This window comes from Rhodococcus sp. G6(2025) (assembly GCF_058628105.1).
Genome location: NZ_CP179750.1, coordinates 939,427 through 959,003, shown reverse-complemented (window position 1 = coordinate 959,003; position 19,577 = coordinate 939,427). Strand labels below are relative to the sequence as shown.

General features: G+C 67.3%; 17 protein-coding genes. 9 read left to right on the top strand and 8 right to left on the bottom strand.

The window, feature by feature from the left end; all coding sequences use genetic code 11:
• The first annotated feature begins 6 nt into the window (after window positions 1-6).
• From ACLIVD_RS04605 to ACLIVD_RS04595, 3 genes are all read left to right on the top strand, one after another.
• Entirely contained in the window at window positions 7-1,377 is a 1,371-nt protein-coding gene (locus ACLIVD_RS04605; RefSeq protein WP_491932023.1) for an amidase, read from the top strand.
• Window positions 1,378-1,518: 141 nt separating this feature from the next.
• Window positions 1,519-3,009, top strand: coding sequence for a protein kinase family protein (locus ACLIVD_RS04600; protein WP_283334858.1), 1,491 nt, complete (start codon window positions 1,519-1,521; stop codon window positions 3,007-3,009).
• A complete protein-coding gene (locus ACLIVD_RS04595) occupies window positions 3,006-3,353 on the top strand; it encodes a YidH family protein (RefSeq protein ID WP_105416798.1) in 348 nt (115 codons plus the stop codon). The genes ACLIVD_RS04600 and ACLIVD_RS04595 overlap by 4 nt, the downstream gene beginning before the upstream one ends.
• Here ACLIVD_RS04595 and ACLIVD_RS04590 read toward each other — a convergent pair.
• The 6 genes from ACLIVD_RS04590 to ACLIVD_RS04565 all read right to left on the bottom strand — a co-directional run bounded on the left by ACLIVD_RS04590 (window position 3,345) and on the right by ACLIVD_RS04565 (window position 11,923).
• Window positions 3,345-4,229 (bottom strand): formylglycine-generating enzyme family protein, encoded by an 885-nt coding sequence (locus ACLIVD_RS04590; protein WP_477951337.1) that lies wholly within the window; start codon window positions 4,227-4,229, stop codon window positions 3,345-3,347. The two genes, ACLIVD_RS04595 and ACLIVD_RS04590, sit on opposite strands and share 9 nt — an antisense overlap.
• Window positions 4,230-4,303: 74 nt before the next feature.
• Window positions 4,304-5,245 carry an HAD family hydrolase gene (locus tag ACLIVD_RS04585; RefSeq protein WP_491932022.1) on the bottom strand — a complete coding sequence of 314 codons (942 nt, stop codon included), beginning with the start codon at window positions 5,243-5,245 and terminating at the stop codon, window positions 4,304-4,306.
• A gap of 5 nt (window positions 5,246-5,250) precedes the next feature.
• A complete protein-coding gene (locus ACLIVD_RS04580) occupies window positions 5,251-6,789 on the bottom strand; it encodes an arylsulfatase (RefSeq protein WP_283334860.1) in 1,539 nt (512 codons plus the stop codon).
• Window positions 6,790-6,897: 108 nt separating this feature from the next.
• Window positions 6,898-7,551, bottom strand: coding sequence for a hypothetical protein (locus tag ACLIVD_RS04575; protein ID WP_283334861.1), 654 nt, complete (start codon window positions 7,549-7,551; stop codon window positions 6,898-6,900).
• A 61-nt stretch (window positions 7,552-7,612) separates the two neighbouring features.
• A complete protein-coding gene (treS, locus tag ACLIVD_RS04570; protein ID WP_491932021.1) occupies window positions 7,613-9,814 on the bottom strand; it encodes a maltose alpha-D-glucosyltransferase in 2,202 nt (733 codons plus the stop codon).
• A 396-nt stretch (window positions 9,815-10,210) separates the two neighbouring features.
• Window positions 10,211-11,923, bottom strand: coding sequence for a GAF domain-containing sensor histidine kinase (locus tag ACLIVD_RS04565; RefSeq protein ID WP_491932020.1), 1,713 nt, complete (start codon window positions 11,921-11,923; stop codon window positions 10,211-10,213).
• 260 nt (window positions 11,924-12,183) lie between these two features.
• Here ACLIVD_RS04565 and ACLIVD_RS04560 point away from each other — a divergent pair, with 260 nt between their 5' ends.
• From ACLIVD_RS04560 to ACLIVD_RS04550, 3 genes are all read left to right on the top strand, one after another.
• Complete coding sequence (locus ACLIVD_RS04560; RefSeq protein ID WP_283350978.1) at window positions 12,184-12,609, top strand: pyridoxamine 5'-phosphate oxidase family protein; 426 nt, start codon at window positions 12,184-12,186, stop codon at window positions 12,607-12,609.
• A gap of 166 nt (window positions 12,610-12,775) precedes the next feature.
• A complete protein-coding gene (locus ACLIVD_RS04555; protein WP_491932019.1) occupies window positions 12,776-13,030 on the top strand; it encodes a hypothetical protein in 255 nt (84 codons plus the stop codon).
• A 113-nt stretch (window positions 13,031-13,143) separates the two neighbouring features.
• Window positions 13,144-13,782, top strand: coding sequence for a hypothetical protein (locus tag ACLIVD_RS04550; RefSeq protein WP_491932018.1), 639 nt, complete (start codon window positions 13,144-13,146; stop codon window positions 13,780-13,782).
• Window positions 13,783-13,815: 33 nt separating this feature from the next.
• Here the strand turns inward: ACLIVD_RS04550 and ACLIVD_RS04545 are convergent, their stop codons facing one another.
• Complete coding sequence (locus tag ACLIVD_RS04545; RefSeq protein ID WP_491932017.1) at window positions 13,816-14,112, bottom strand: LLM class flavin-dependent oxidoreductase; 297 nt, start codon at window positions 14,110-14,112, stop codon at window positions 13,816-13,818.
• Window positions 14,113-14,158: 46 nt separating this feature from the next.
• A complete protein-coding gene (locus tag ACLIVD_RS04540) occupies window positions 14,159-15,241 on the bottom strand; it encodes a LacI family DNA-binding transcriptional regulator (RefSeq protein WP_349307430.1) in 1,083 nt (360 codons plus the stop codon).
• A 209-nt stretch (window positions 15,242-15,450) separates the two neighbouring features.
• On the opposite strand from ACLIVD_RS04540, the gene ACLIVD_RS04535 reads away from it, so the two are divergent.
• Genes ACLIVD_RS04535 through ACLIVD_RS04525 form a run of 3 tightly spaced genes read left to right on the top strand, consistent with a single transcriptional unit; the run spans window position 15,451 to window position 19,507 of the window.
• Window positions 15,451-16,116, top strand: coding sequence for a ThuA domain-containing protein (locus ACLIVD_RS04535; protein ID WP_005244749.1), 666 nt, complete (start codon window positions 15,451-15,453; stop codon window positions 16,114-16,116).
• Between the two features lie 20 nt (window positions 16,117-16,136).
• Window positions 16,137-17,924 carry a thiamine pyrophosphate-binding protein gene (locus ACLIVD_RS04530; RefSeq protein WP_283334878.1) on the top strand — a complete coding sequence of 596 codons (1,788 nt, stop codon included), beginning with the start codon at window positions 16,137-16,139 and terminating at the stop codon, window positions 17,922-17,924.
• The gene (locus ACLIVD_RS04525) at window positions 17,921-19,507 is read left to right on the top strand and encodes a GMC oxidoreductase (RefSeq protein ID WP_283352913.1); all 1,587 of its coding nucleotides are present in this window, start codon (window positions 17,921-17,923) and stop codon (window positions 19,505-19,507) included. Before ACLIVD_RS04530 ends, ACLIVD_RS04525 begins: the two co-directional genes overlap by 4 nt.
• The last annotated feature ends 70 nt before the right edge of the window (window positions 19,508-19,577 follow it).

The window sequence follows — 19,577 nt, the reverse complement described above, 5'->3', positions numbered from 1 at the left end:
GTTCTCATGAATCCCACCGACATGACCGCCGTCGAACTGGTCACGGCCTACTCGTCCGGAGAACTTTCGCCGGTGGAAGCGACGCAGGCGATGCTCGACGCCATCACCGAGCGTGACCGCACCATCAATTCCTACTGCCTCGTCGACGAGGAGCGGGCGCTCGCGCAGGCCCGGAAGTCCGAGGAGCGCTGGACCACCGGTTACTCCAAGGGGCTGCTCGACGGCGTTCCGATCTCGATCAAGGACATCTTCCTCACCGACGGCTGGCCGACACTCCGGGGTTCACAGGCCGTCGACGAGGACCAGCCGTGGAACGTCGACAGTCCCGTGGCCGCCCGGCTTCGCGAGGACGGGATGGTGTTCCTCGGCAAGACCACGACGCCCGAGATCGCGTGGAAGGCCGTGACCGACAGTGCCCTGTGCGGGATCACCCGCAACCCGGCGGACCCGACCAAGACGGCCGGTGGATCTTCGGGCGGCAGCGCCGCCGCGGTCGCGGCGGGTCTCGGTCCCTGCTCCGTCGGCACGGACGGCGGCGGCAGTGTGCGCATCCCCGCCTCGTTCTGCGGCGTCGTCGGGTTCAAACCCACCCACGGTCGCATCCCGCTGTTCCCGGCGAGCCCGTTCGGACCGCTGGCGCATGCCGGCCCCCTCACCCGCACGGTCGAGGATGCGGCACTGCTGATGGACATCCTGTCGCTGCCGGACCCGCGCGACCCGACCTCGCTCGCCCCGTTCCCGACCACGTTCCGCGGCGAGATCGGCCGAGATGTGGTCGGACTCGGCGTCGCGTACTCCCCCACGCTCGGCTATGTGACCGTCGATCCGGAGGTCCGGGCGATCGTCGATCGAGCCGTGCAGGCCCTCGACGCCGCGGGTCTACCGGTCACCACCGCCGACCCCGGCTTCAGCGATCCGATCGAGGCCTTCGAGCTGCTGTGGGCGTCCGGGGCCGCGGCCATGCTGAAGAACTTCCCGGAGGGTGCGCGCGACAAGGTCGACCCGGGGCTCGGCAAGATCTGGGAGCGGGGCGAGAAGTTCAGCGCCGTCGACTATCTCGATGCTCGCGCGGTCGCCGCGGACATCGGCATCAGGATGGGCAAATTCCACCTGACGCACAACGTCCTGCTCACACCCACCGTCCCGATTCCGGCTTTCGAGGCCGGTTACGACGTGCCGCCGGGCAGCGATCTCACGAGCTGGCCGCAGTGGACCCCGTTCACCTACCCGTTCAACCTGACGCAGCAGCCGGCGATCAGCATCCCCGTCGGCCGCACCGCAGCGGGTCTGCCGGTGGGTCTGCAGATCATCGGCCCCCGCCACTCGGACGACCTGGTACTCGCGGTCGCGCGATACGCGGAGCACGTCCTCGGCTAGGTCGGCCGAAAAGCACACGGTTCGCTCGTCATCCGAGGATGATCAGCAGTAGGCCCGGTGCTGTGCGAACGTCTGCGCTGCTGCCCGGGTGACAGTTGCCTGACAGGGATTTTCGGGGTCGGGGAGAGCCCGGGAGAGTAGATGACAGCGACGCCGGTGTTCGGGGGCCTGCCGCATTCGCCGCAGGGCCGGGATCCGCTCGCCCCGGGCATGCTCGTCGCCACCCGATACCGGCTCCTGGGACGGTTCGCCGGACCCGACTGGGTGCAGTGGTGGCACGCACACGACACCGAACTGTGCCGGGACGTCTCGCTCAGCCTCGTCGACTCGGCGCACGTCCGCGCCACCGACACGCGTCCGGATCCGGTGGCGCGCTTCTGCCGGAACACCACCGGAACCAGCTTCAGCCACGAGGGCCGGATCGCGCAGGTCTACGACATCGCGGCAGTCGGCGACCGGATCGCCGTGGTCGCGGAATGGACGCCGGGGTGGCGTGTCGCGGATGTCGCGCACACGGTCCCACGGCCGTTGGATGCCGCTCGCACCGTGCGGCACCTGGCCGCCGCGACCGCAGACGCACACCATTTCGGTGCCCGCATCTCACTTGATCATCCCAACCGGGTGCGGATCTCCCACGACGGACTCGCGGTCCTCGCCTTCCCCGCCACCCTTGCCGACGGCAGCGCGGCCGACGACGTCGCAGGACTCGGTGCGCTGCTGTACGCCCTGTTGCTCGGCACGTGGCCGTTGTCCTCGTCCGGCGCGACCCGGGCAGCCGGGCTGCCCCCGGCCGGCAGGCGCGGTGACGGTTCCGTCGTCCCGCCACATCGTGTGCGGCCCGCGATTCCACGACGCCTGTCCGACGTGGCCATGAACGCCCTTGCTCGGCGACCCGGGATGTCCACCGCGCAGGCGGTCGTCGACGCCCTCGACCGCATCCTGGCGGACGCGCGGGCCCGCTCGGCATCCGCATTCGCTCCGACCACGAAGAGGGCCCGCCCGGCACCCGCCAACCGGGTACCCCGGCCGAACGCGCCGCTTCCCGCGTTGAGCGGCGCACTCGCCCTTATCGTCGCGCTCGGCGCCGCCGGGTGGGCGGCGGGCGCCACATTCAGCTCGTCGGACGCTCCCCCGGCCGCCGTCGCAGACAACATGCTCAGCCAGATCGCGCCGGTACCGGACCCCCGTCAGGCGCCGCTCACCCCGTCGTCCGCGGCCGCCTACTCCCCGCTGCGCTTCCCCGACAACGGTGCCACTGCCTCCCTCGCCGTCGACGCGAACCCCGCGACGTCCTGGGCGACCGACCGTTACCCGCAGCAACTGTCGGCGACGAAGCAGGGAATGGGTCTGATCGTGTCGTTTCCCGGGCCCGTCGATCTGCGGACCGTCTGGATCGACTCCCCGACACCGGGCACCACGGTCGAGATCCGGACCGCGCCCGTCGCGTGGGCGAGCATCGATCGCACCCAGCTGATCGGCAGCGCCACGCTCGGCGACGGGGTCACCCAGATCGTGGCCCGGACGCCCGCACCCACCGACCGGGTCCTCGTCTGGATATCGGGACTGTCCGGCGGCGAGTCCGGGTTCCAGTCGCGCCTGTCGGAGATCGGCTTCCTGGGTCGCGGCGCATGAGCCGCAACATCTTCGGCCCCACGCAGCCGAACGAGGGAAGCACCGCGCGCGACCATCTCGCCAACGAGCGGACCTACCTCGCCTGGCATCGCACCGGCATCAGCGTCGCCGCGCTCGGTGTGGCGGTCGCGAAGTTCGCGCCGCACCGCGGCGGCCACGCCGTGGCAGCCGGATTGATCCTGATCGGCGCGGGACTACTGGTCTCCGCGTACGGCACCCTCCGCTATCGGGTCATCAGCCGGCAGATCGAATCCGGGGAATTCGCGCCGGCGACGTTCACCGCCGTGGTCACCTCCAGCATCGTCACACTGCTCGCGCTCCTCGCCGTGGTGGTCCTACTCTGACCCGGGCAGGGCCGTGACGCAGCGGAATCCGATGTGGCTCATCCCGGTGTCGACCATCTGCGGCCGCCGGGCCGCGGGCCGATACCGCCGGCAGTAACTGTCCGCACACAGGAACGACCCACCCTTGATCACCCGCCGGGGCACCCGGAATTGGGGCTGCCGGGCGTCGAAGCTCTCCGACATGCCGGGCCCACGCGGATTGCGTGGCGCGCAGCACGACTCCGCCGTGTCGGCGTGCCGATCCGAGTACCAGTCGGCGGTCCATTCCCACACGTTGCCTGCCATGTCGAACAGACCGTAGTCGTTGGGCGGATAGCTACCGACGGCGGTCGTGGTGCCGTACCCGGTGGCCGCGCGCCACGGAAACTCCCCGTGCCAGTAATTCGCCAGCGGAGGGGATTCACTCTCGGCGGTGTCACCCCAGGTGAATTCGGCGTGGTCGAGTCCGCCGCGCGCCGCGGCCTCCCATTGCGCCTCGGTGGGGAGGGACCGCCCTGCCCACTCCGCGTACGCTGCCGCATCCTCGTGGGCGACGTGAACGACGGGATGCCGTTCGCGGCCGGTGATCGTCGATGCCGGCCCCGTGGGGTGCCGCCAGGACGCGCCGACGGTCCAGGTCCACCACTGACTGAGGTGACGGAGATCGACCGGGCCCCGAGTGGGGGTGAACACCATCGATCCCGGTTGCAGATTCTCGGCGGGAGCACCGGGGAAGTCGGCGGGGTCCAGCGGCCGCTCGGCGACGGTCACATAACCGGTGTCCCGGACGAACGCGGCGTACTGCGCGGTGGTGACCTGGTGGGCCTCGATGGCGAAGGCGTCGACCGCGACCCGATGCGCCGGACCTTCTTCCGGGTAGTGCCGATCCGAGCCCATCGTGAAGGTCTGAGCGGGGATGTGCCGGACTTCGGAGACGGTCTGGGTATCCACACGCCTTCCCTTCTACCTGATCAGGTGACGGCCGGCGAGAAGACGCTCGTCCAATCGTTCCTCATGCTTACCACGGTCCAGTTCTCTTCTCGTGCGTGTTCGAGAGCCTGCTCCGCGCCCGCGACGTAGTCGAATTCGCGATCGGCGTCGTCGTGCAGGATCAGCACCCGAAGCGACGGGCGGTCGGGTAGCCCGGAGAACGCGAGCATCGGCAGGTCGCCGTTGGAGTTGCCGACCGACAGGATCGGCCGTCGCCCGATCCGACTCCAGATTCGGACCGGTTTCTCCGGCCCGTCGTCGAAAAAGTCCATCGCGGCCTTGTAGAGCAGGTCGCTCGTCTCCGCCCCTTCACGGTACGAGAGTCCGAGGGCACTGCCGATGACGCGTTCCGGCGGAATCCCGTAGAGCCGTCCGGCGACCGGGCGCATGAAGTCCCGGTCACCGCCGGACGCGATGTAGATCGTGAATTCGTTCGCCTCGAGATAGCGCAGCAACTCGACCATCGGCGCGTATCCGCAGCCGGCGTACGGGCGGCCGAGCGTCGGGTGATCCGCGTCGTCGAAGAAGGCCCGCACCCTTGCGTCGTAATTCTCGACGGTGATCGAATCGAATGCCTCGGTGACTGCGCCCATCAACAGTTTCAGGTCGCCGTCGTCGCCCTGGTAGTGCTTGACCATCGCCGCACCGAGCCACTGAAGGTCGTGCTCGTGGGCCGCCTTCCACGGTTGCGTCTGCTGGAGGCCGGGATCCTTCGCGGCCATCTCGGCGAAGCGCCGGATGGTGAAGTCGAGCTGGATGGGCATCGGCTTCTCGCACCAAAGTGTGCCGTCGTTGTCGAATACGGCCACCCGGTCGGCGGGCTCGACGAAGTCCGGTCCCCGTGTCGTCACCCGCCCGACGAAGTCCTCGATCGCGGACCGCGTCGATCCGTCCGCCCAGGAACCACCCAGCCCGGCCCCCACGTCGGTCAGTCCTTCGCCAGGAAGGCGTGCAGCTTCGCCACCGCGTGGTCGATCGTGAAGCTCGCCGGCTCCTGCCTCGGGGGGAACTCCTTGAACGTCTCGAGGAATTGGGTCGTGATGAATGTTCCGTAGATGGCGATGTAGTCGTGGTCGAGGAACCAATCCCAATAGGTGTTCGACGTGATGTCGGCCCGCTCGAACGGATCGGTGCGCAGGTTGAACAGTTTCGGCAACCGCAGTTGGGTGAACGGCTCCGCCCACAGGCCGAGGGTGCCCTGCGCCCGCTGCTCCATGAACACGATCTTCCAATTGTCGAAACGGATGCCCAGCACGTCGCAGTCGTCGGAGAAGTACACCATTCCCCGGCGCGGCGACGTCTCTACCTCACCGGTGAGGTACGGGAGCAGGTTGTAGCCGTCGATGTGCACCTTGAACGTCTTCTCGCCGATCGTGTGCCCGGTCTTCAGTTGCTCCACCACGTCCGGTGCACCCGCGGCGGCGAGGAAGGTGGGAAGCCAGTCGTGGTGCTGCACGATCTCGTTGGACACGCTGCCCGCGGGGATCCTGCCCGGCCAGCGGATCACCTCGGGGACGCGGAACGCACCCTCCCAGTTGGTGTCCTTCTCACTGCGGAACGGGGTGGTCGCGCCGTCCGGCCAGGTGTTCGCGTGGGGACCGTTGTCGGTGCTGTAGATGACGATGGTGTTCTCGGCGAGACCCAGCTCGTCGACCGCGTCGAGCAGTTGGCCGACGTGCTTGTCGTGATCGATCATGGTGTCGTGGTACGGCGACTGCCAGTGCCCGGCTTGGCCGACGCTTTCCGGCTTCGTGTGGGTCCGCAGGTGCATGTGCGTCGTGTTCATCCACACGAAGAACGGTGTCTCCGCTTCCTTCTGCCGCGTGATGAAGTCGATTGCCGCGGAGACCGTCTCGTCGTCGATGGTCTCCATCCGCTTCTTGCTCAGCGGACCGGTGTCCTCGATGCGTTGCTTCCCGAGCGGCCCGTACCGCTCATCGACCTCGCCGGCGTCCTCCTCGGTGGCCCAGCAATGAAGAACACCGCGCGGCAGCATCACCTCGTGCAGTTTCGGGTAGTCCTCTGCGCTCGGGTAGTCGGGAAGCTCCGGTTCTTCCTCGGCGTTGAGGTGATAAAGGTTGCCGAAGAACTCGTCGAACCCGTGAGCGGTCGGCAGATACTTGTTCAGGTCGCCGAGATGGTTCTTCCCGAACTGCCCGGTGGCGTATCCGAGGGGCTTGAGCAGTTCGGCGATGGTGGGGTCTTCGGGCGACAATCCGACGTCGACTCCCGGGATTCCGACCTTGCTCATGCCGGTGCGATACACGCTCTGCCCCGTGATGAACGACGCGCGACCGGCAGTGCAACTCTGCTCACCGTAGGAGTCGGTGAACTTCATGCCCTCCTCGGCCAGACGGTCGATGTTCGGTGTCCGGTACCCCATCAGTCCGTCGCTGTAGCAGCTGAGATTGGTGATACCGATGTCGTCGCCCCAAATGACCAGGATGTTGGGTTTCGCGTCCGTCATCTGTCTCTCCTCGCATCATCGGGGGAATCGCAGTCCTGACGTTGCTCGCGGTGCGCCCGCGCCACATCACCCGTACCGGGTGAGAACCTCGTGTCCGAGTACCGGCGGTCAGTCCGGGGGGATCGACGGCGGTCGATCCACGGCGAGGATGTACACGCTGATCACCGTCACCCACGCCGGGAAGACCAGCGTCACCCAGAGACTGAAACTCACGACCACCAGCAGGGTGAGTGACAGCAGGTAGGTTGTGACAGCCAGCCATCGCGGCATCAGTCCGGTGCGCAGCCAGATGGTTCCCAGCGAGATCATGAACACCCCGGCCATGCGAACCCCGTAGACGTTGTTCACATGCAACATCACCTCGCGCCCGAAGAAGACGAGGTCGGTCTGCGGAACGCCGGAGAGCCGGGACACGGCGAGGAGCCCGCCGGCGATTGCCGTCGACACGAACGTCATGGCGAGAAACAGCAGCCCACTGCCGAGGAAGACGGTCGAGAAGAATCGGTCTTCGAGGTTCCCGAGCCGGTCGCGGATGACACCGATGAACCACAGGAACGCGATGCCCGCGAAGGGTGCGAGTATAAGGGCTGCCGTGATCTGCCGTTGGTGGTGTAACCACGGGGTCGCGGCTGCGCCGGGCAGCGCGCTACGCAGCAGAACGATGCTGGAGGCGAACAGGACACCGAAGACGACACCGGCGACGGCCGCGGCCCGTGGAGTCCGTAGCTGGTGGAACTCGGCGTCGCTCTGTGTGCGGGCCATGAGATCAGTCTTCGCCGAGGTCGAGGTCCGGGGCAACAGGGAGCCCGAATCGTGCCCCTTTTCAGCCCGCGTCGTCGGTCCTGCCCGGTCGCACGACAACCGGAACTCCCTCATAGGGCGCGAGGGAGATCGGGAAGCTGTGGAGTTCGTCGACGGTGCCGATCTGTTCGTCGGTGAACAGGTTGACGGCGGGCGATCCGGCCGGCAGGAACTGGGACTGCACGGTCGCGGCGATCTCCTCGGACGTGAAGTTGAGAACGGTGACTTCGAGACTCGAGTCCGCCAGTTCGTGGACCATGACGAGCAGCCCCTTGTGCGACACGGTGGGCACGTCGAGCTGGACCGCGGTGGCGATGCCGAACCGGTTTCGGATGTCGATGATGCGGGCGAGACCGCGAGCGAAGGACGCCGGATCCTGCAGTTGCACCGGCAGACTTCCGTACAGGCTGGTGCCCCGGGGAATGCCCGACTCCGACCGGGCGGCTTCGGGATTGACCCCCATCAGGTCGTGCGCACCGCGGTTGATCCACCGGGTGTCGCCTTCGGCGAGAAGGTCGGCGACGTCCTCGGACGGCACGGGCAGCAGCCCGCACAGATCCCAGCCCGACAGGGCGAAGACGCCGGGCTGGAGCGCGTTGAACATCGCCAGGAGCAGATGCGCCTGCTTGACGGTGTCGATGTCCGCGGCATCCATCCTGTCGAGGTCACGGATGCCGAGCGCCGCGGTGATGACGCTGGCGGTCGTGCAGGCGATCCCGTTCGTCGTGAACGTGCGGTTGTACGGGGCCCAGCGTCCGGTGAGCCGCTCGCACAAGTCCTTACGGATACGGTCACCGAGATCCGACCCCTTGATCGACTCGCCGCCGTAGGCGAACTCGTCGTCCTTGTGCAGCGTCGCGAAGTGGACCAGTTCGAATGTCAGCTCGTCGTGGTTCTGCAGGGCATGGACGAGCGACGCGGCGTCGACACCATGATCGCGGGCGAGGTTCATGGTGAGCCGGAGAAATTCGGTGTTCCCCATGACGAGGGCGTGATGGTAGGCGGGGCGATTGATGAAGTCGTAGGACAGGTCGGCTCCGGTCGTGCCCATCGCCTTGATGTCGTCGATGGTGAGGTTCAGTTCCTGGAACGTGAATCCCCCCATCTTCCGAACGATGCTGGCGATCAGGTGATTCGCCGCCTCCGACAGTGGATGCCCCTCCGACCAGCCGGGCAGTCCCTCGGTCCGGCGTTCGACCCCGAGGAATCCGTTGGCATCCAGTCGAAGTGCACCCGCACCGAGGTCCGCGATGGAGTGGCAGGCATCCCCGATGACGAGGCGCATGCCCGCGAACGACGGATCCAGCCAGTTGATGGAGGGCTGCCCGGCCTTGAAATAGTGCAGGTACACCCACCTCCGCTCGATGCCGTCCACCCCCTTCACCACGGGGGTGACACTCCAGTTGGTTTCCTTGACACCGAGTTCGTAGAAGATGACGCGCTGGAGTTGACCGATGATGTACCCGGCCCGGGCGAGTTGCGCCTCGGTGTCGGCGTCGATGTTGACCGAGTCCCGGCCTTCCGGCACGCGGGGAAGCAAGTGCCAATCCTGTTGTTCGATCTCCACCATGTGATAGATGCCGGGGTAGTCGGCGTACGCCATCTCGGCGAGCCGGAAGTCTGCACCCTTGCCGGTGTGACCGGGGACGATGTCGTCGATGACGATGCCGTCGTACGCGGCGGCGACGACGCAGAGCTTGCGGAACTCCTCCTCGGTCCCGAAGGCCGAGTCGATCTGCATACTGATGCGATCGAAATGGCCGTCCACCGACGGCGTGGCCCGCCACCCGTTGATCCCGCCCGCCTGCTTCACCGGCCCGGTGTGGACGGCCGTCACCCCGATCTCGGAGAACGCCTGCCACAGGGACTCGTCGCCGAGCGAACTCAGGAAACTCGCGCCCGGAGCCGTGATGATCGAAATCGGGTACGCCGTGAACCACACCGATCCCCGCTCAACCGCGGCGCGCGGATTCGGGTCGGCATACGGGTTCTGCCACATGCTGCCCTTGCCGGACAACTGCTCCGCGATCAACTTCGCATCGTGCAGGATCGACTGATTGATCAGCCACTCCACATAGTTCGGGTTGTCCGGCACGGGCTCGCCCGACTGCGCATCGACCCTGGTCGCACGGCGGACCGACGGTTTCAACGGCCGAGGGCGCGCCGGGTAGAACTGCTCGTCGTAGCTGATCTCGCTGGGCTCGTGATGGATCTCGGGGTTCATGGTCCTCCGTCGTCATCTCGTCTGCTCCGCCGCACGGTCGGCTACCCGTCCACCGTCCCACGGAAACGACCGCCCGGCATGGGGAGTTGGACGACTGTCAGCGGACCGCGGAACTGTCGGGTGCGACGATTATGTGGACGACCTCGACCAGTCAACCTGAGTGGCTCTCACTCCGGGGAACGGGCCATCTGGACCGGCCTCGCGCGCGTCCTCGAAGCCGGGATCGACGCCGTCCGTCCGCGCCCGCCGCCGGCGCGAGTGTGGCTGTGAACGCGAGGTCGTAGGTGGTGCCGACGTGGCCTCTGGCGGCGAATCCGTAATCGTCGGAGCAGCCGCGCTTCTGGGATGATCTCGGGTCACTTGTCAGGCGGTGTAACTGAAATTGACCACTGAAAATTAGCCTGCTCCTGAGACTTCCGGCAGTGGTGCGGTCCAGGTCAGGCGGGTTCCGCCGGTGGTAGGGGTGGCAAGGGTGCAGGTGCCGCCGGCCTCCTCGGCGCGGGCGGTGAGGTTGTGCAGGCCGCTGCGCGTGACGGCCGGGGCGATGCCGATGCCGTCGTCGGTGACACAGATGGTGAGGTCGTCGCCGACGGAGACGGTGACATCCACCTGGTGGGCGTGGGCGTGGTGTACGACGTTGCTCAGTGCTTCCCGCAGCACTGCTTCGGCATGGTCGGCGAGGGGTCCGGTGACCACACTCAGCGGTCCGGTCAGGCGCATCGTGGTGTGTAATCCGCTCTCACCGGTTTGTTCGGTGATGATCGCGGTCAGCGCCGGGCGCAGCGCGAACCCGTCGTTCCCTCCGCCGTGCAGGTCGAAGATGGCGGTGCGGACGTCGGTGATGATGTCTTGAACGTCGTCGATCATCTCCGACAACCGTTGCCGGGCCTCGGGGACGCGGCTGCGGGCCTGGGCGCTTTGCAGGTGCAGTCCGTGCGCGAACAACCGTTGGATGACGTGGTCGTGCAGATCCCGGGCAATCCGGTCCCGCTCGGCGATCAGCGACAGGGCGGTCAGTTGGCGTTGATCATCGGCCAGTTTCAACGCGAGGGCGGCCTGGTCGGCGAACGCCGCGGCCAGGGGCAGTTGGCGGTCGTCGAACGGTTCCCTGCCGCGGCTGCGGATAAGGGCGAGGACCCCGGTCACCGAGTCCGCGGACACCCGCAACGGCAGCAGCAAAGCCGGACCGTGCGGGCCGGTGTCGCTGATCTCCGGCTCCCGGATCAGGTTCCCGGTGCGGTAGACCCGCCCGGTAGCGGTGTCGTCGACACCGATCCGCATGCCGGGCACGCTCGGATCGCTTCCGGCGTACGCGGTGACGGTGAGGGCGGTGACGTCGGCGGAAACTTGGTCGAGGTCGTCCGGTCGGGCGATCAGGACGTGGTCGGCGCCGGCCAGGTGGCGGGCCCGGCGAGCGATCAGGTCGAGCACCTCGCTGGGGTCGATGGCGGCGAGCAGTTCGCCGCGGATCTCGCTGGTGGCCTGCTGCCACTGCTGGCGCTGACGGGCTTGTTCGAACAAACGGGCGTTGTCGATGGCGATCCCGGCCGCGGCCGCGAGGGCCTGGATGAGGTCTTCGTCGTCCTCGGTGAAGGACTGGCCTGCGGCTTTGTCGGTGAGGTAGAGGTTGCCGTAGACCTGCCCGCGGACGCGGACCGGCACACCGAGGAAGGTGCGCATCGGCGGGTGACGTGCGGGAAACCCCGCAGACGCGGGGTGCCCGGTGATGTCGTCCAGGCGTAGCGGTGCGGGACGGTCGATGAGCAGGCCGAGAAGGCCATGCCCGGTCGGCAACTTCCCGATCAGGTGGCGAGTCTCGTCGTCGACGCCCGCGTAGACGAATTCCTGCAATCGGTCTCCGCTGTGGTTGAGCACGCCGAGGGCTCCGTATCGGCAGTCGACCAGCCTGATGGCCGCGTCGACGATCCGCCGCAGGGTCGCAGCGAGGTCGAGGCCGGACGAGACGGTGAGCATCGCCTCGAGTAGGCCGTCGAAGTGTTCCCGGGAGGCGGTCATCTGCTCGATGCGGTCCTGCCGTTCGGTCAGCATTTGCCGTAGCCGTAACTGCGAGAGAGTGTCGAGCAGGAGCGATTCGTCGTCTCCTGGCATCGTCTACCAGCTTTCTGCGCCGCTTCCCGACTCGCCCGCCGTACAGGCGCGGGCGACGTAGCCGACGGCGACGCGTACACCCCGAGGATATCCCCTTGTCGTCGACGTCAAACCCCGCGACGGGTGGGCGATCCTCCTGGTGGGTTCCCGGCCGCGGCAGGCGAACGACTTAGGACTCTAACCACGAGGGGAACAAACGCTCATGCTGGAGAAGGTAGAGGCACGCACCCGACCGTCGCGCCTGGAAAGAAGACCACGCGATGCGTACCTCCGGCCGTGACGGCACCCTGACCCCGACCGAATGCGTCCACGCGTTGCGGTCGGTGCCCACGGGTCGTCTGCTCTACACCGAGGACGCCCTGCCCGCGGTCCGGCTGGTGACCTTCGCCGCCCCCCGCGCCGAGATCATCATCGCGACCTGCAACGAGTCCTGGTTCGGCCGCTTCGATCGGACGTTCGTCGCGTTCGAGGCCGGGCATGTCGAGTCGGGAACCCGCGACGGGTGGAGTGTGGTCGTTCTCGGCCATGCCCGTACCGCCACGGGCTCGGAGTATCTGTCCGGGTTCGACCACTCCGGTCCCTCCCCGTGGACGATCCGGTCCTCGGACTGCTACCTCGTCCTCGACATCGAGCACGTCACCGGGCGACGAATGACCCTGCCCCGGCTGGCAGGCGACCAGCGATAGGGCTCCCCTGCTGGTGACCGTGATGGGACATTGCGTTCGGTGGCGGCGACGCGATCACCACCGCCCTCCCCCGCACGCTCCAGAGAAAGCACATGACCAGATCGGCTACTGGCGCACTGGGCAAGCCCGCAACTTCGTTGCGGCACACCATGCAAAGGACGAGACGATGAAGATACTCGACGGGCACGCGCGCGCGATGGGTTCGGCACGAGGGATCGCCGAACGCATCGCGGCGGGGCTCGACTCGGCCGGTCATGATGTGGGTCTGCACTCCTGCGCCGACATGGCCGAAGTGAATGACCACGAGGTTGTGCCCGGTAGTGCTATTCACAACGGACAATGCGACGCCCGCGACTGGCCCGATATCGACCGATGGGCCGGCGCCATCCGCGCGGATGCTCCCCGAGGTGAGCGACGATGACGGCATTTGGGTGGGGTCGACAGCGAACCGACCGCACACCGTTAGAAGGTTGTGCCCGTGGGTTGTCGGGAAGGCGCTGGATTGCGTTGTGCGCGAGTGCCGAGGCCGTCGGCATGACCGCTGCCGCCGTTGCAGCGAAGCTGTCCCAGTATGTTCTCGGCGGTCAGCCGAGGGGTTGGGATGCGACGCTCGCGCTACTTCTGGTGGTGGCAGGTGGGCTGGTCGAAGGGGTGGCGCTCGGTGCGTTTCAGGCGAGTGGATTGCAGCGGCTGATCCCACGGCTGAATCGGCGCCGATGGCTCGTGGTCACGGCGGCGGTGGCGGGGTTGGGCTGGGCAGCCGCCTCGGCTCCGGGGGTGTTCTCCGGTGACAGTGGCGGTGATGCGGAGCCGGCACTTCTCGTCGTGGTGGCCGGCGCGCTCGGTCTGGGTGCGGTGATGGGTGCGGTCCTCGGTGCCGCTCAAGCGATGACGGTGCGCCGTCTCGTTCCTCGTCCGACGCGCTGGGTGCTAGCCAACACCATTGCCTGGCCACCCACGATGGCCGTGATCTTCATCGGTGCGACGACTCCGGAAAGTGGCTGGCCCACAGTGGCGGTCGCCGCGCTCGCCGCGATCACGGGGATCGCCGCCGGTACAGTGCTCGGAATCGTCACGGGATGGTTCCTGCCCACCCTCGATGGTGCAGGGGACGAGAACGTCGAACTCACCGGTCACCGGACAGGGTCAGGCAATGGCAGCGAGTTACCGTGACCCCGCTGGCGGGTGCAATGGGCGGGCCTCCTCTCATCTGATCGCCGGGAACTGCGCAAATCCCGGGGAATGGGAGGGCAAGCTCGCCCACCAACGGCAGACGACACCCGCTGTCGTGTTATCAGAGGCGGCGACAGAGCCGACGTGGATTCGCTCCGTCCACGCGAGTGCCGCGGCCGCCGCAGCCACGCCGCTCTCCTTGAAACAGTCTTCCCACAACCAGATCTCGTCGAGGCCACTGTCCTCGGCCACCCGCGCGAAGTCCTTCAACTTCTCGGGTTCGATCGTCGGGATGAACGTCACGCCCAGTCGCGGCACCGCAGTCGTCATCGATCCATCATGGAGGATGACACCCGGCCGTCGCGGAGCATCGCCATCATTCGCGTGGCGGCGCGGTGCTGGATTCGCGCGGCGGCGCGGTGCTCGCGCGGACGACCAGCGACGTCTTCATCAACGATCGTGTGCGGGTGCCGCCGCCCAGCCGATCGAGCAGGATCGTCGCGGCCGCGCGGCCCTTCTCGACGATCGGTTGATGAATTGTGCTGAGACCGAGAAGCTCTGCGACGGGTGCGTCGTCGAAGCCGATGACGGACATGTCGTCGGGCACCGTCAGGCCGCGCTCGCGTAACACCTGCCACGCCGCCACCGCGTGCACGTCGGACGTCGCCACCAGAGCGGTCGGCCGAGCCGCGTCGAGCAGGATCCGGGTGGCCTCGTCGCCCGCGGCGCGATCGATGTTGCCCGCCACGACGATCGACAGTTCCTCCACCGGGAGGTGGTGGTCGCGGGCCGCGGCGAAGTAGCCGGCGAGCCGCTCCCGCGCGTTGCGTTCGGTCGCCGCGCCGACGTCGTCCGCCGTGACCATCCGGCAGTCGGAATCCTGACCGAGCTTGTCGACGATGATCCCGATGCGTCGATGGCCCAGGCTCAGGATGTGGTCCATCTGCAGGTAGGCGCCGTGGCGGTCGTCGATGGCCACGAACGGCAGTCCCGCGCTTCTGGGCGAATCGACGACGACGGCCGGGATACCGCGCGCGATGATCGCCTCGACCAGGGGATGACCGTCGGGGACGTTGTGGATGACCACGCCGTCCACGAGTCCACGGAGAACCAGCGAGTTCGGTGGTGAATCCGGGGAGCCACCACGTGAGGCCGGAAACAGGGTGAGGGCGATGTCGGCCGAGTTCCCGATCTCCGCGATGCCCTTCATCAGCAGGGTCACGGACGGATCCTCGAGCGCTTGAACCGGGGAATCGGGCACGATCACCCCGACCGCGCCGATCCGTCCCGACCGCAGACTGCTCCCGGCGATGTTCGGCCCGGCGTAGCCGAGTTCCGCGGCGACGGAATAGATGCGTTCCCGTTGTGTCGCAGAGACCTTCGACGATTTGCTGAAAGCGTAGGAGACGGTGGCGACCGATACTCCGGCCGCTCGGGCGACGTCTTTCATCGTGACCAAATGGTGCTCCCTCGTCGGCGATCATCGGCCGCAACCGGCCGTTGCGCACCGGAGCGCACAAATGGCAAAGCCCGATCCTAGTCCGCGTCCGGACGCGTCCCACGTTCCCCTCGGCATCAGCCATTGACAGCTCTCCAGCCGGTGATACGATTCACCACCATAAGTTAATCGTTTCACCATTTCCGGTTTCACCATCCATGGGAGCACTCATGACCAAGGTCCTCTACCTCTACGGCGGCTGGCCCGGCCACCATCCGTACGACATCGCCGCATGGGCACGCGAACTGTTTTCCGAGCTGAACTACCAGGTCGAGGAGTCGCAGGACATCTTCACCCTCGATCGCGACCTGACCGGATACGACCTGATCGTGCTCGGCTGGAACAACGCGCTCACCACCGAAGACCTGAGCGATTCGCAGGAGAAGAACCTGCTCGACGCCGTCGCGGCCGGAACCGGGGTCGCGGCGTGGCACGGCGCCGCCGCCGCGTTCCGGGCGAGCCTGAAGTACCACTTCCTCCTCGGCGGCGACTTCGTCGAACATCCTGCGGGAGAGGCCTTCCCGCAGCCGTACAAGGTGAGCATCACCGACCGCGAGCACGAGGTGACCGCCGGTGTCGAGGACTTCGCGGTGGCGTCCGAGCAGTACTACATGCACGTCGACCCGAACAACCGGGTGCTCGCGGAGACCGAGTTCAGCGGCGAGCACCTGCCCTGGCTGGAGGGCCTGCGCAGCCCGGTGGCGTGGGTGCGCCAGTGGGGCGCCGGCCGGGTCTTCTACCACTCGATCGGCCACACGCCGGCAGACCTGTCGGAGCCGAACGTGCGCCGACTGACCAAGCAGGGACTGCGCTACGCCGCCCGCGTAGCGAACTGACACAGCAAGGAGAAACGATCATGGCGAAATTGACCGGCGGGCAGGTGGTCGCCCAGGTCCTGAAGCAGTACGGCGTCGAGTACGTGACCGGGATTCCCGGCCACGGGATCTGGTCGCTCACCGATGCGTTCCTGGAGAAGGGGTCCGAGATCCCGTTCATCCAGGTCTACCACGAGCAGAGCGCCACGCACCTCGCGGACGGGTACTACCGGGTGTCCGGGAAGCCGATGGCCGCGGTGGCGTCGATCGGGGCGGGCGCGGCGAACACCGTGCTCGGTCTCGCGACCGCGTACAGCGACTCGACGAGTCTGCTGTGCATCACCGGCGGGCCGCCCACTCACATGCGCGGGCGTGGTCTACTCCAGGAACTGGAGCGGCACACCGACAACGGCTTTCCGCAGGTCACCGACGCAGTGTCGAAGCGCAGCTGGGTCGCCACCCGCGTGGAGGAACTGCCGTTCATCATGCACCGTGCGTTCAGCACCATGCTGACCGGTCGCCCGGGGCCCGCGCACATCGAGGTGCCGATGGACGTGCAGGCCGAGGCCGCCGACGTCTCCCTTCACGACCTCGCACGGCGGCTGCCGGTCGGGCTCCAGCAGCCCGACCCGTTGGCGATCGACAAGGCCGTCGACGTGCTCCGTGACTCACGCCGGCCGGTGATCGTCGTCGGCGGCGGCGCCATCACGTCCGACTCGGCCGACGAGGTGCTCGCCCTCGCCGAGGCGTGGCAGATCCCCGTGGTCACCACGTGGAACGGCAAGGGCGCGTTCCCCGAGGACCACGCCCTGTTCGCGGGCAGCGTCGGCCAAACAGGAACGATCGTGGGCAACGCCGTCGCCTCTCGCGCCGACGTGGTGATCTCCATCGGATGCCGGTTCACCGACTGGTCTTCCTCCAGCTACGCGCAGGGAGTCACGTTCTCGATTCCGCCTGCCAAGCTCATCCACATCGACATCGATCCGCACGAGATCGGCAAGAACTACCCGGCCGAGGTCGGCATAGTCGCCGACGCCAAGCCAACCGTCGCCGCGATCGTCGCCTCCCTCCCCCGCAGCAGCGCCGACCGGTCCGAATACCTCGCCGAACTCGAGCAGCTGAAGGCCGAGTGGGAGACCAAGCTCGCAGGCCGGCGCGATTCCGACCGGTTCCCGTTCACCTCCCAGCGCCCCCTCGGCGGTCTGCGGTCGGTGATGGAACGGGACGGCATCATCGTCGCCGGCTCCGGCAACACCCAGGGCGCCGTGAAGCAGACGTTCCCGGTGTATCACCCGCGCACCCACCTGACGTCCGGCGGATTCTCGTCAATGGGCTGGGCCGTGCCCGCCGCGATCGGCGCCAAGCTCGCCGCCCCTGACCGGCAGGTGGCGTGCGTGCTCGGTGACGGCGACTTCCTCATGACGTCGCAGGAGATCGGTGTCTGCGTGCAGCACGACATTCCGGTGGTCTTCGTGGTCCAGGACAACGCGGGCTTCATGTCCATCCGCGGTGGGCAGCGCAAGCAGACCAGCCGGCACATCGGCACCGAGTTCAATCGCCCCGACGGCACCCCGTACAGCCCCGACTTCAAGGCACTCGGCCAGTCGTTCGGACTCGAATCGTTCCGGGTGGACGACCCGGCCGACCTCGAGAGCACCTACCGGAAGGCCTTCGACTCGAAAGCGCCTGCGCTGATCGAAATCCCGACCGATCGTGATGCGGCGGGACCGTGGGTTCCCGGTTGGTGGGACTTCCCCGTTCCCGCGTACATCGAGGACGAGCGTCAGGACGAGTACTGGGCGACCCGAGCCAAGGAACAGCACCTGTGAGAACGTCCGGACACGATCAGATCGACGCGTATTCACCGCTGCGCGAAGGCGCGGTGGTCGATGTGGGCGACTCCGACACGGTCACCGCCGATGTCGTGGTCGTCGGATCCGGGATGGGTGGTTCGACGCTGGCGTGGGCGCTCCGCGATCGGGACGTCGACGTCCTGGTCGTCGAGCGCGGGCGGTTCCTCCCCCGCGAGGTGGAGAACTCGCAGGCCGCGGAAATGTTCCTCGAGGGCCGGTACAAGACCGCGGAACCGTGGTTCGACGGCAGCAACGGTGAACCGTTCCAGCCCGGCGTGTACTACTGGGTGGGCGGTAACACCAAGTTCTACGGCGGCAGCCTCCCCCGCTTCCGCGTCACGGATTTCGAGGAGACGCAGCACTACGACGGCATCTCACCGAAGTGGCCGTTCGGCTACGCCGATCTCGAACCGTTCTACGCCGCGGCGGAGCGTCTCTACCAGGTGCACGGCATCGACGGCGAGGATCCGACTGAACCGCCGCGGTCGTCTCCGTACCCGTTGCCACCGCTGCCGCACGAGCCGACGATCGAGCGTTTCGCGTCCTCGCTTCGTCAGCAGGGCCTGCACCCGTTCCACACACCGAACGGCATGAACCTGACCACGCAGGAGCATCGCAGGCAGTCGACGGCGTCGGACGGCACCCCGTCGCAGACCGATCACAAGAGTGAGGCGGAGAACCGCGCGCTGCGGCCCGCTCTCGAGTCGGACCGGGTGCGCCTGCTCACCGAAGCCAAGGTGACGCGTCTGCTCACCGATGCGAAGGGCACGCGAATCGTCGCCGCGGAGGCCGAGTTCCGTGGTCGCACGATCCGGATCACGGCCAACCAGTTCGTGGTCTCGGCAGGGGCGGTCAACACCGCGGCACTGCTGCTCCGATCGGCCGACGAACGGAATCCGGACGGCCTCGGCAACTCGTCAGGGCTGCTGGGCCGGAACTACATGGTGCACAACAGCACGTTCTTCATGGGCGTCAACCCCTTCCGGACGAACACGACTGCGTGGCAGAAGACGCTGGGAATCAACGACTGGTACGTCGCGGGCCCGAACAACGAGTACCCGCTCGGCAATCTGCAGATGCTCGGCAAACTGCAGGCCGCGCACGTGAAGGGGGCGCGGCCCTGGGCTCCGATGTGGGCGCTGAAGGCGGTGGTGGATCGCAGCCTCGACATCTACCTCACCACCGAGGATCTGCCGACGCGGAACAACCGGGTCCGGATCGACGGCGACCGGATCATCGTCGACTGGACTCCCAACAACACGGCACCGCACAGTGAACTGGTTCGCCGCGTCTCCGCGGCGGTCCGCAAGGCGGGGTATCCGATCATCCTCACCGAGCGGATGGGGATCGCGACGAACTCGCACATGTGCGGAACCGCGGTCGCGGGTACCGATCCGGCGGCGAGTGTCCTCGACCCCCACTGTCGCAGTCACGACGTCGACAATCTGTGGGTCGTGGACGGCTCGTTCTTCCCGTCGTCGGCGGCGCTCAATCCCGCGTTGACCATCGCGGCCAACGCGCTGCGCGTGGCGCCGGAGATCGCTTCTGCCGCAGTGTGATGTGATCCGACCACGGTTCGCCCGGCCTCGTTCTCAGAGGCCGGGCGATCGCGTGCTCACCTCGAGCCGC

What these genes read in the sequence shown, in the direction of transcription:
- ACLIVD_RS04565 (WP_491932020.1), bottom strand. Translation starts at nt 11,923, where the DNA reads ATGCCAGGAGACGACGAATCGCTCCTGCTCGACACTCTCTCGCAGTTA.
- ACLIVD_RS04545 (WP_491932017.1), bottom strand. Translation starts at nt 14,112, where the DNA reads ATGACGACTGCGGTGCCGCGACTGGGCGTGACGTTCATCCCGACGATC.
- ACLIVD_RS04600 (WP_283334858.1), top strand. Translation starts at nt 1,519, where the DNA reads ATGACAGCGACGCCGGTGTTCGGGGGCCTGCCGCATTCGCCGCAGGGC.
- ACLIVD_RS04530 (WP_283334878.1), top strand. Translation starts at nt 16,137, where the DNA reads ATGGCGAAATTGACCGGCGGGCAGGTGGTCGCCCAGGTCCTGAAGCAG.
- ACLIVD_RS04605 (WP_491932023.1), top strand. Translation starts at nt 7, where the DNA reads ATGAATCCCACCGACATGACCGCCGTCGAACTGGTCACGGCCTACTCG.
- ACLIVD_RS04575 (WP_283334861.1), bottom strand. Translation starts at nt 7,551, where the DNA reads ATGGCCCGCACACAGAGCGACGCCGAGTTCCACCAGCTACGGACTCCA.
- treS (WP_491932021.1), bottom strand. Translation starts at nt 9,814, where the DNA reads ATGAACCCCGAGATCCATCACGAGCCCAGCGAGATCAGCTACGACGAG.
- ACLIVD_RS04560 (WP_283350978.1), top strand. Translation starts at nt 12,184, where the DNA reads ATGCGTACCTCCGGCCGTGACGGCACCCTGACCCCGACCGAATGCGTC.
- ACLIVD_RS04590 (WP_477951337.1), bottom strand. Translation starts at nt 4,229, where the DNA reads ATGGGCTCGGATCGGCACTACCCGGAAGAAGGTCCGGCGCATCGGGTC.
- ACLIVD_RS04555 (WP_491932019.1), top strand. Translation starts at nt 12,776, where the DNA reads ATGAAGATACTCGACGGGCACGCGCGCGCGATGGGTTCGGCACGAGGG.
- ACLIVD_RS04535 (WP_005244749.1), top strand. Translation starts at nt 15,451, where the DNA reads ATGACCAAGGTCCTCTACCTCTACGGCGGCTGGCCCGGCCACCATCCG.
- ACLIVD_RS04595 (WP_105416798.1), top strand. Translation starts at nt 3,006, where the DNA reads ATGAGCCGCAACATCTTCGGCCCCACGCAGCCGAACGAGGGAAGCACC.
- ACLIVD_RS04580 (WP_283334860.1), bottom strand. Translation starts at nt 6,789, where the DNA reads ATGACGGACGCGAAACCCAACATCCTGGTCATTTGGGGCGACGACATC.
- ACLIVD_RS04550 (WP_491932018.1), top strand. Translation starts at nt 13,144, where the DNA reads ATGACCGCTGCCGCCGTTGCAGCGAAGCTGTCCCAGTATGTTCTCGGC.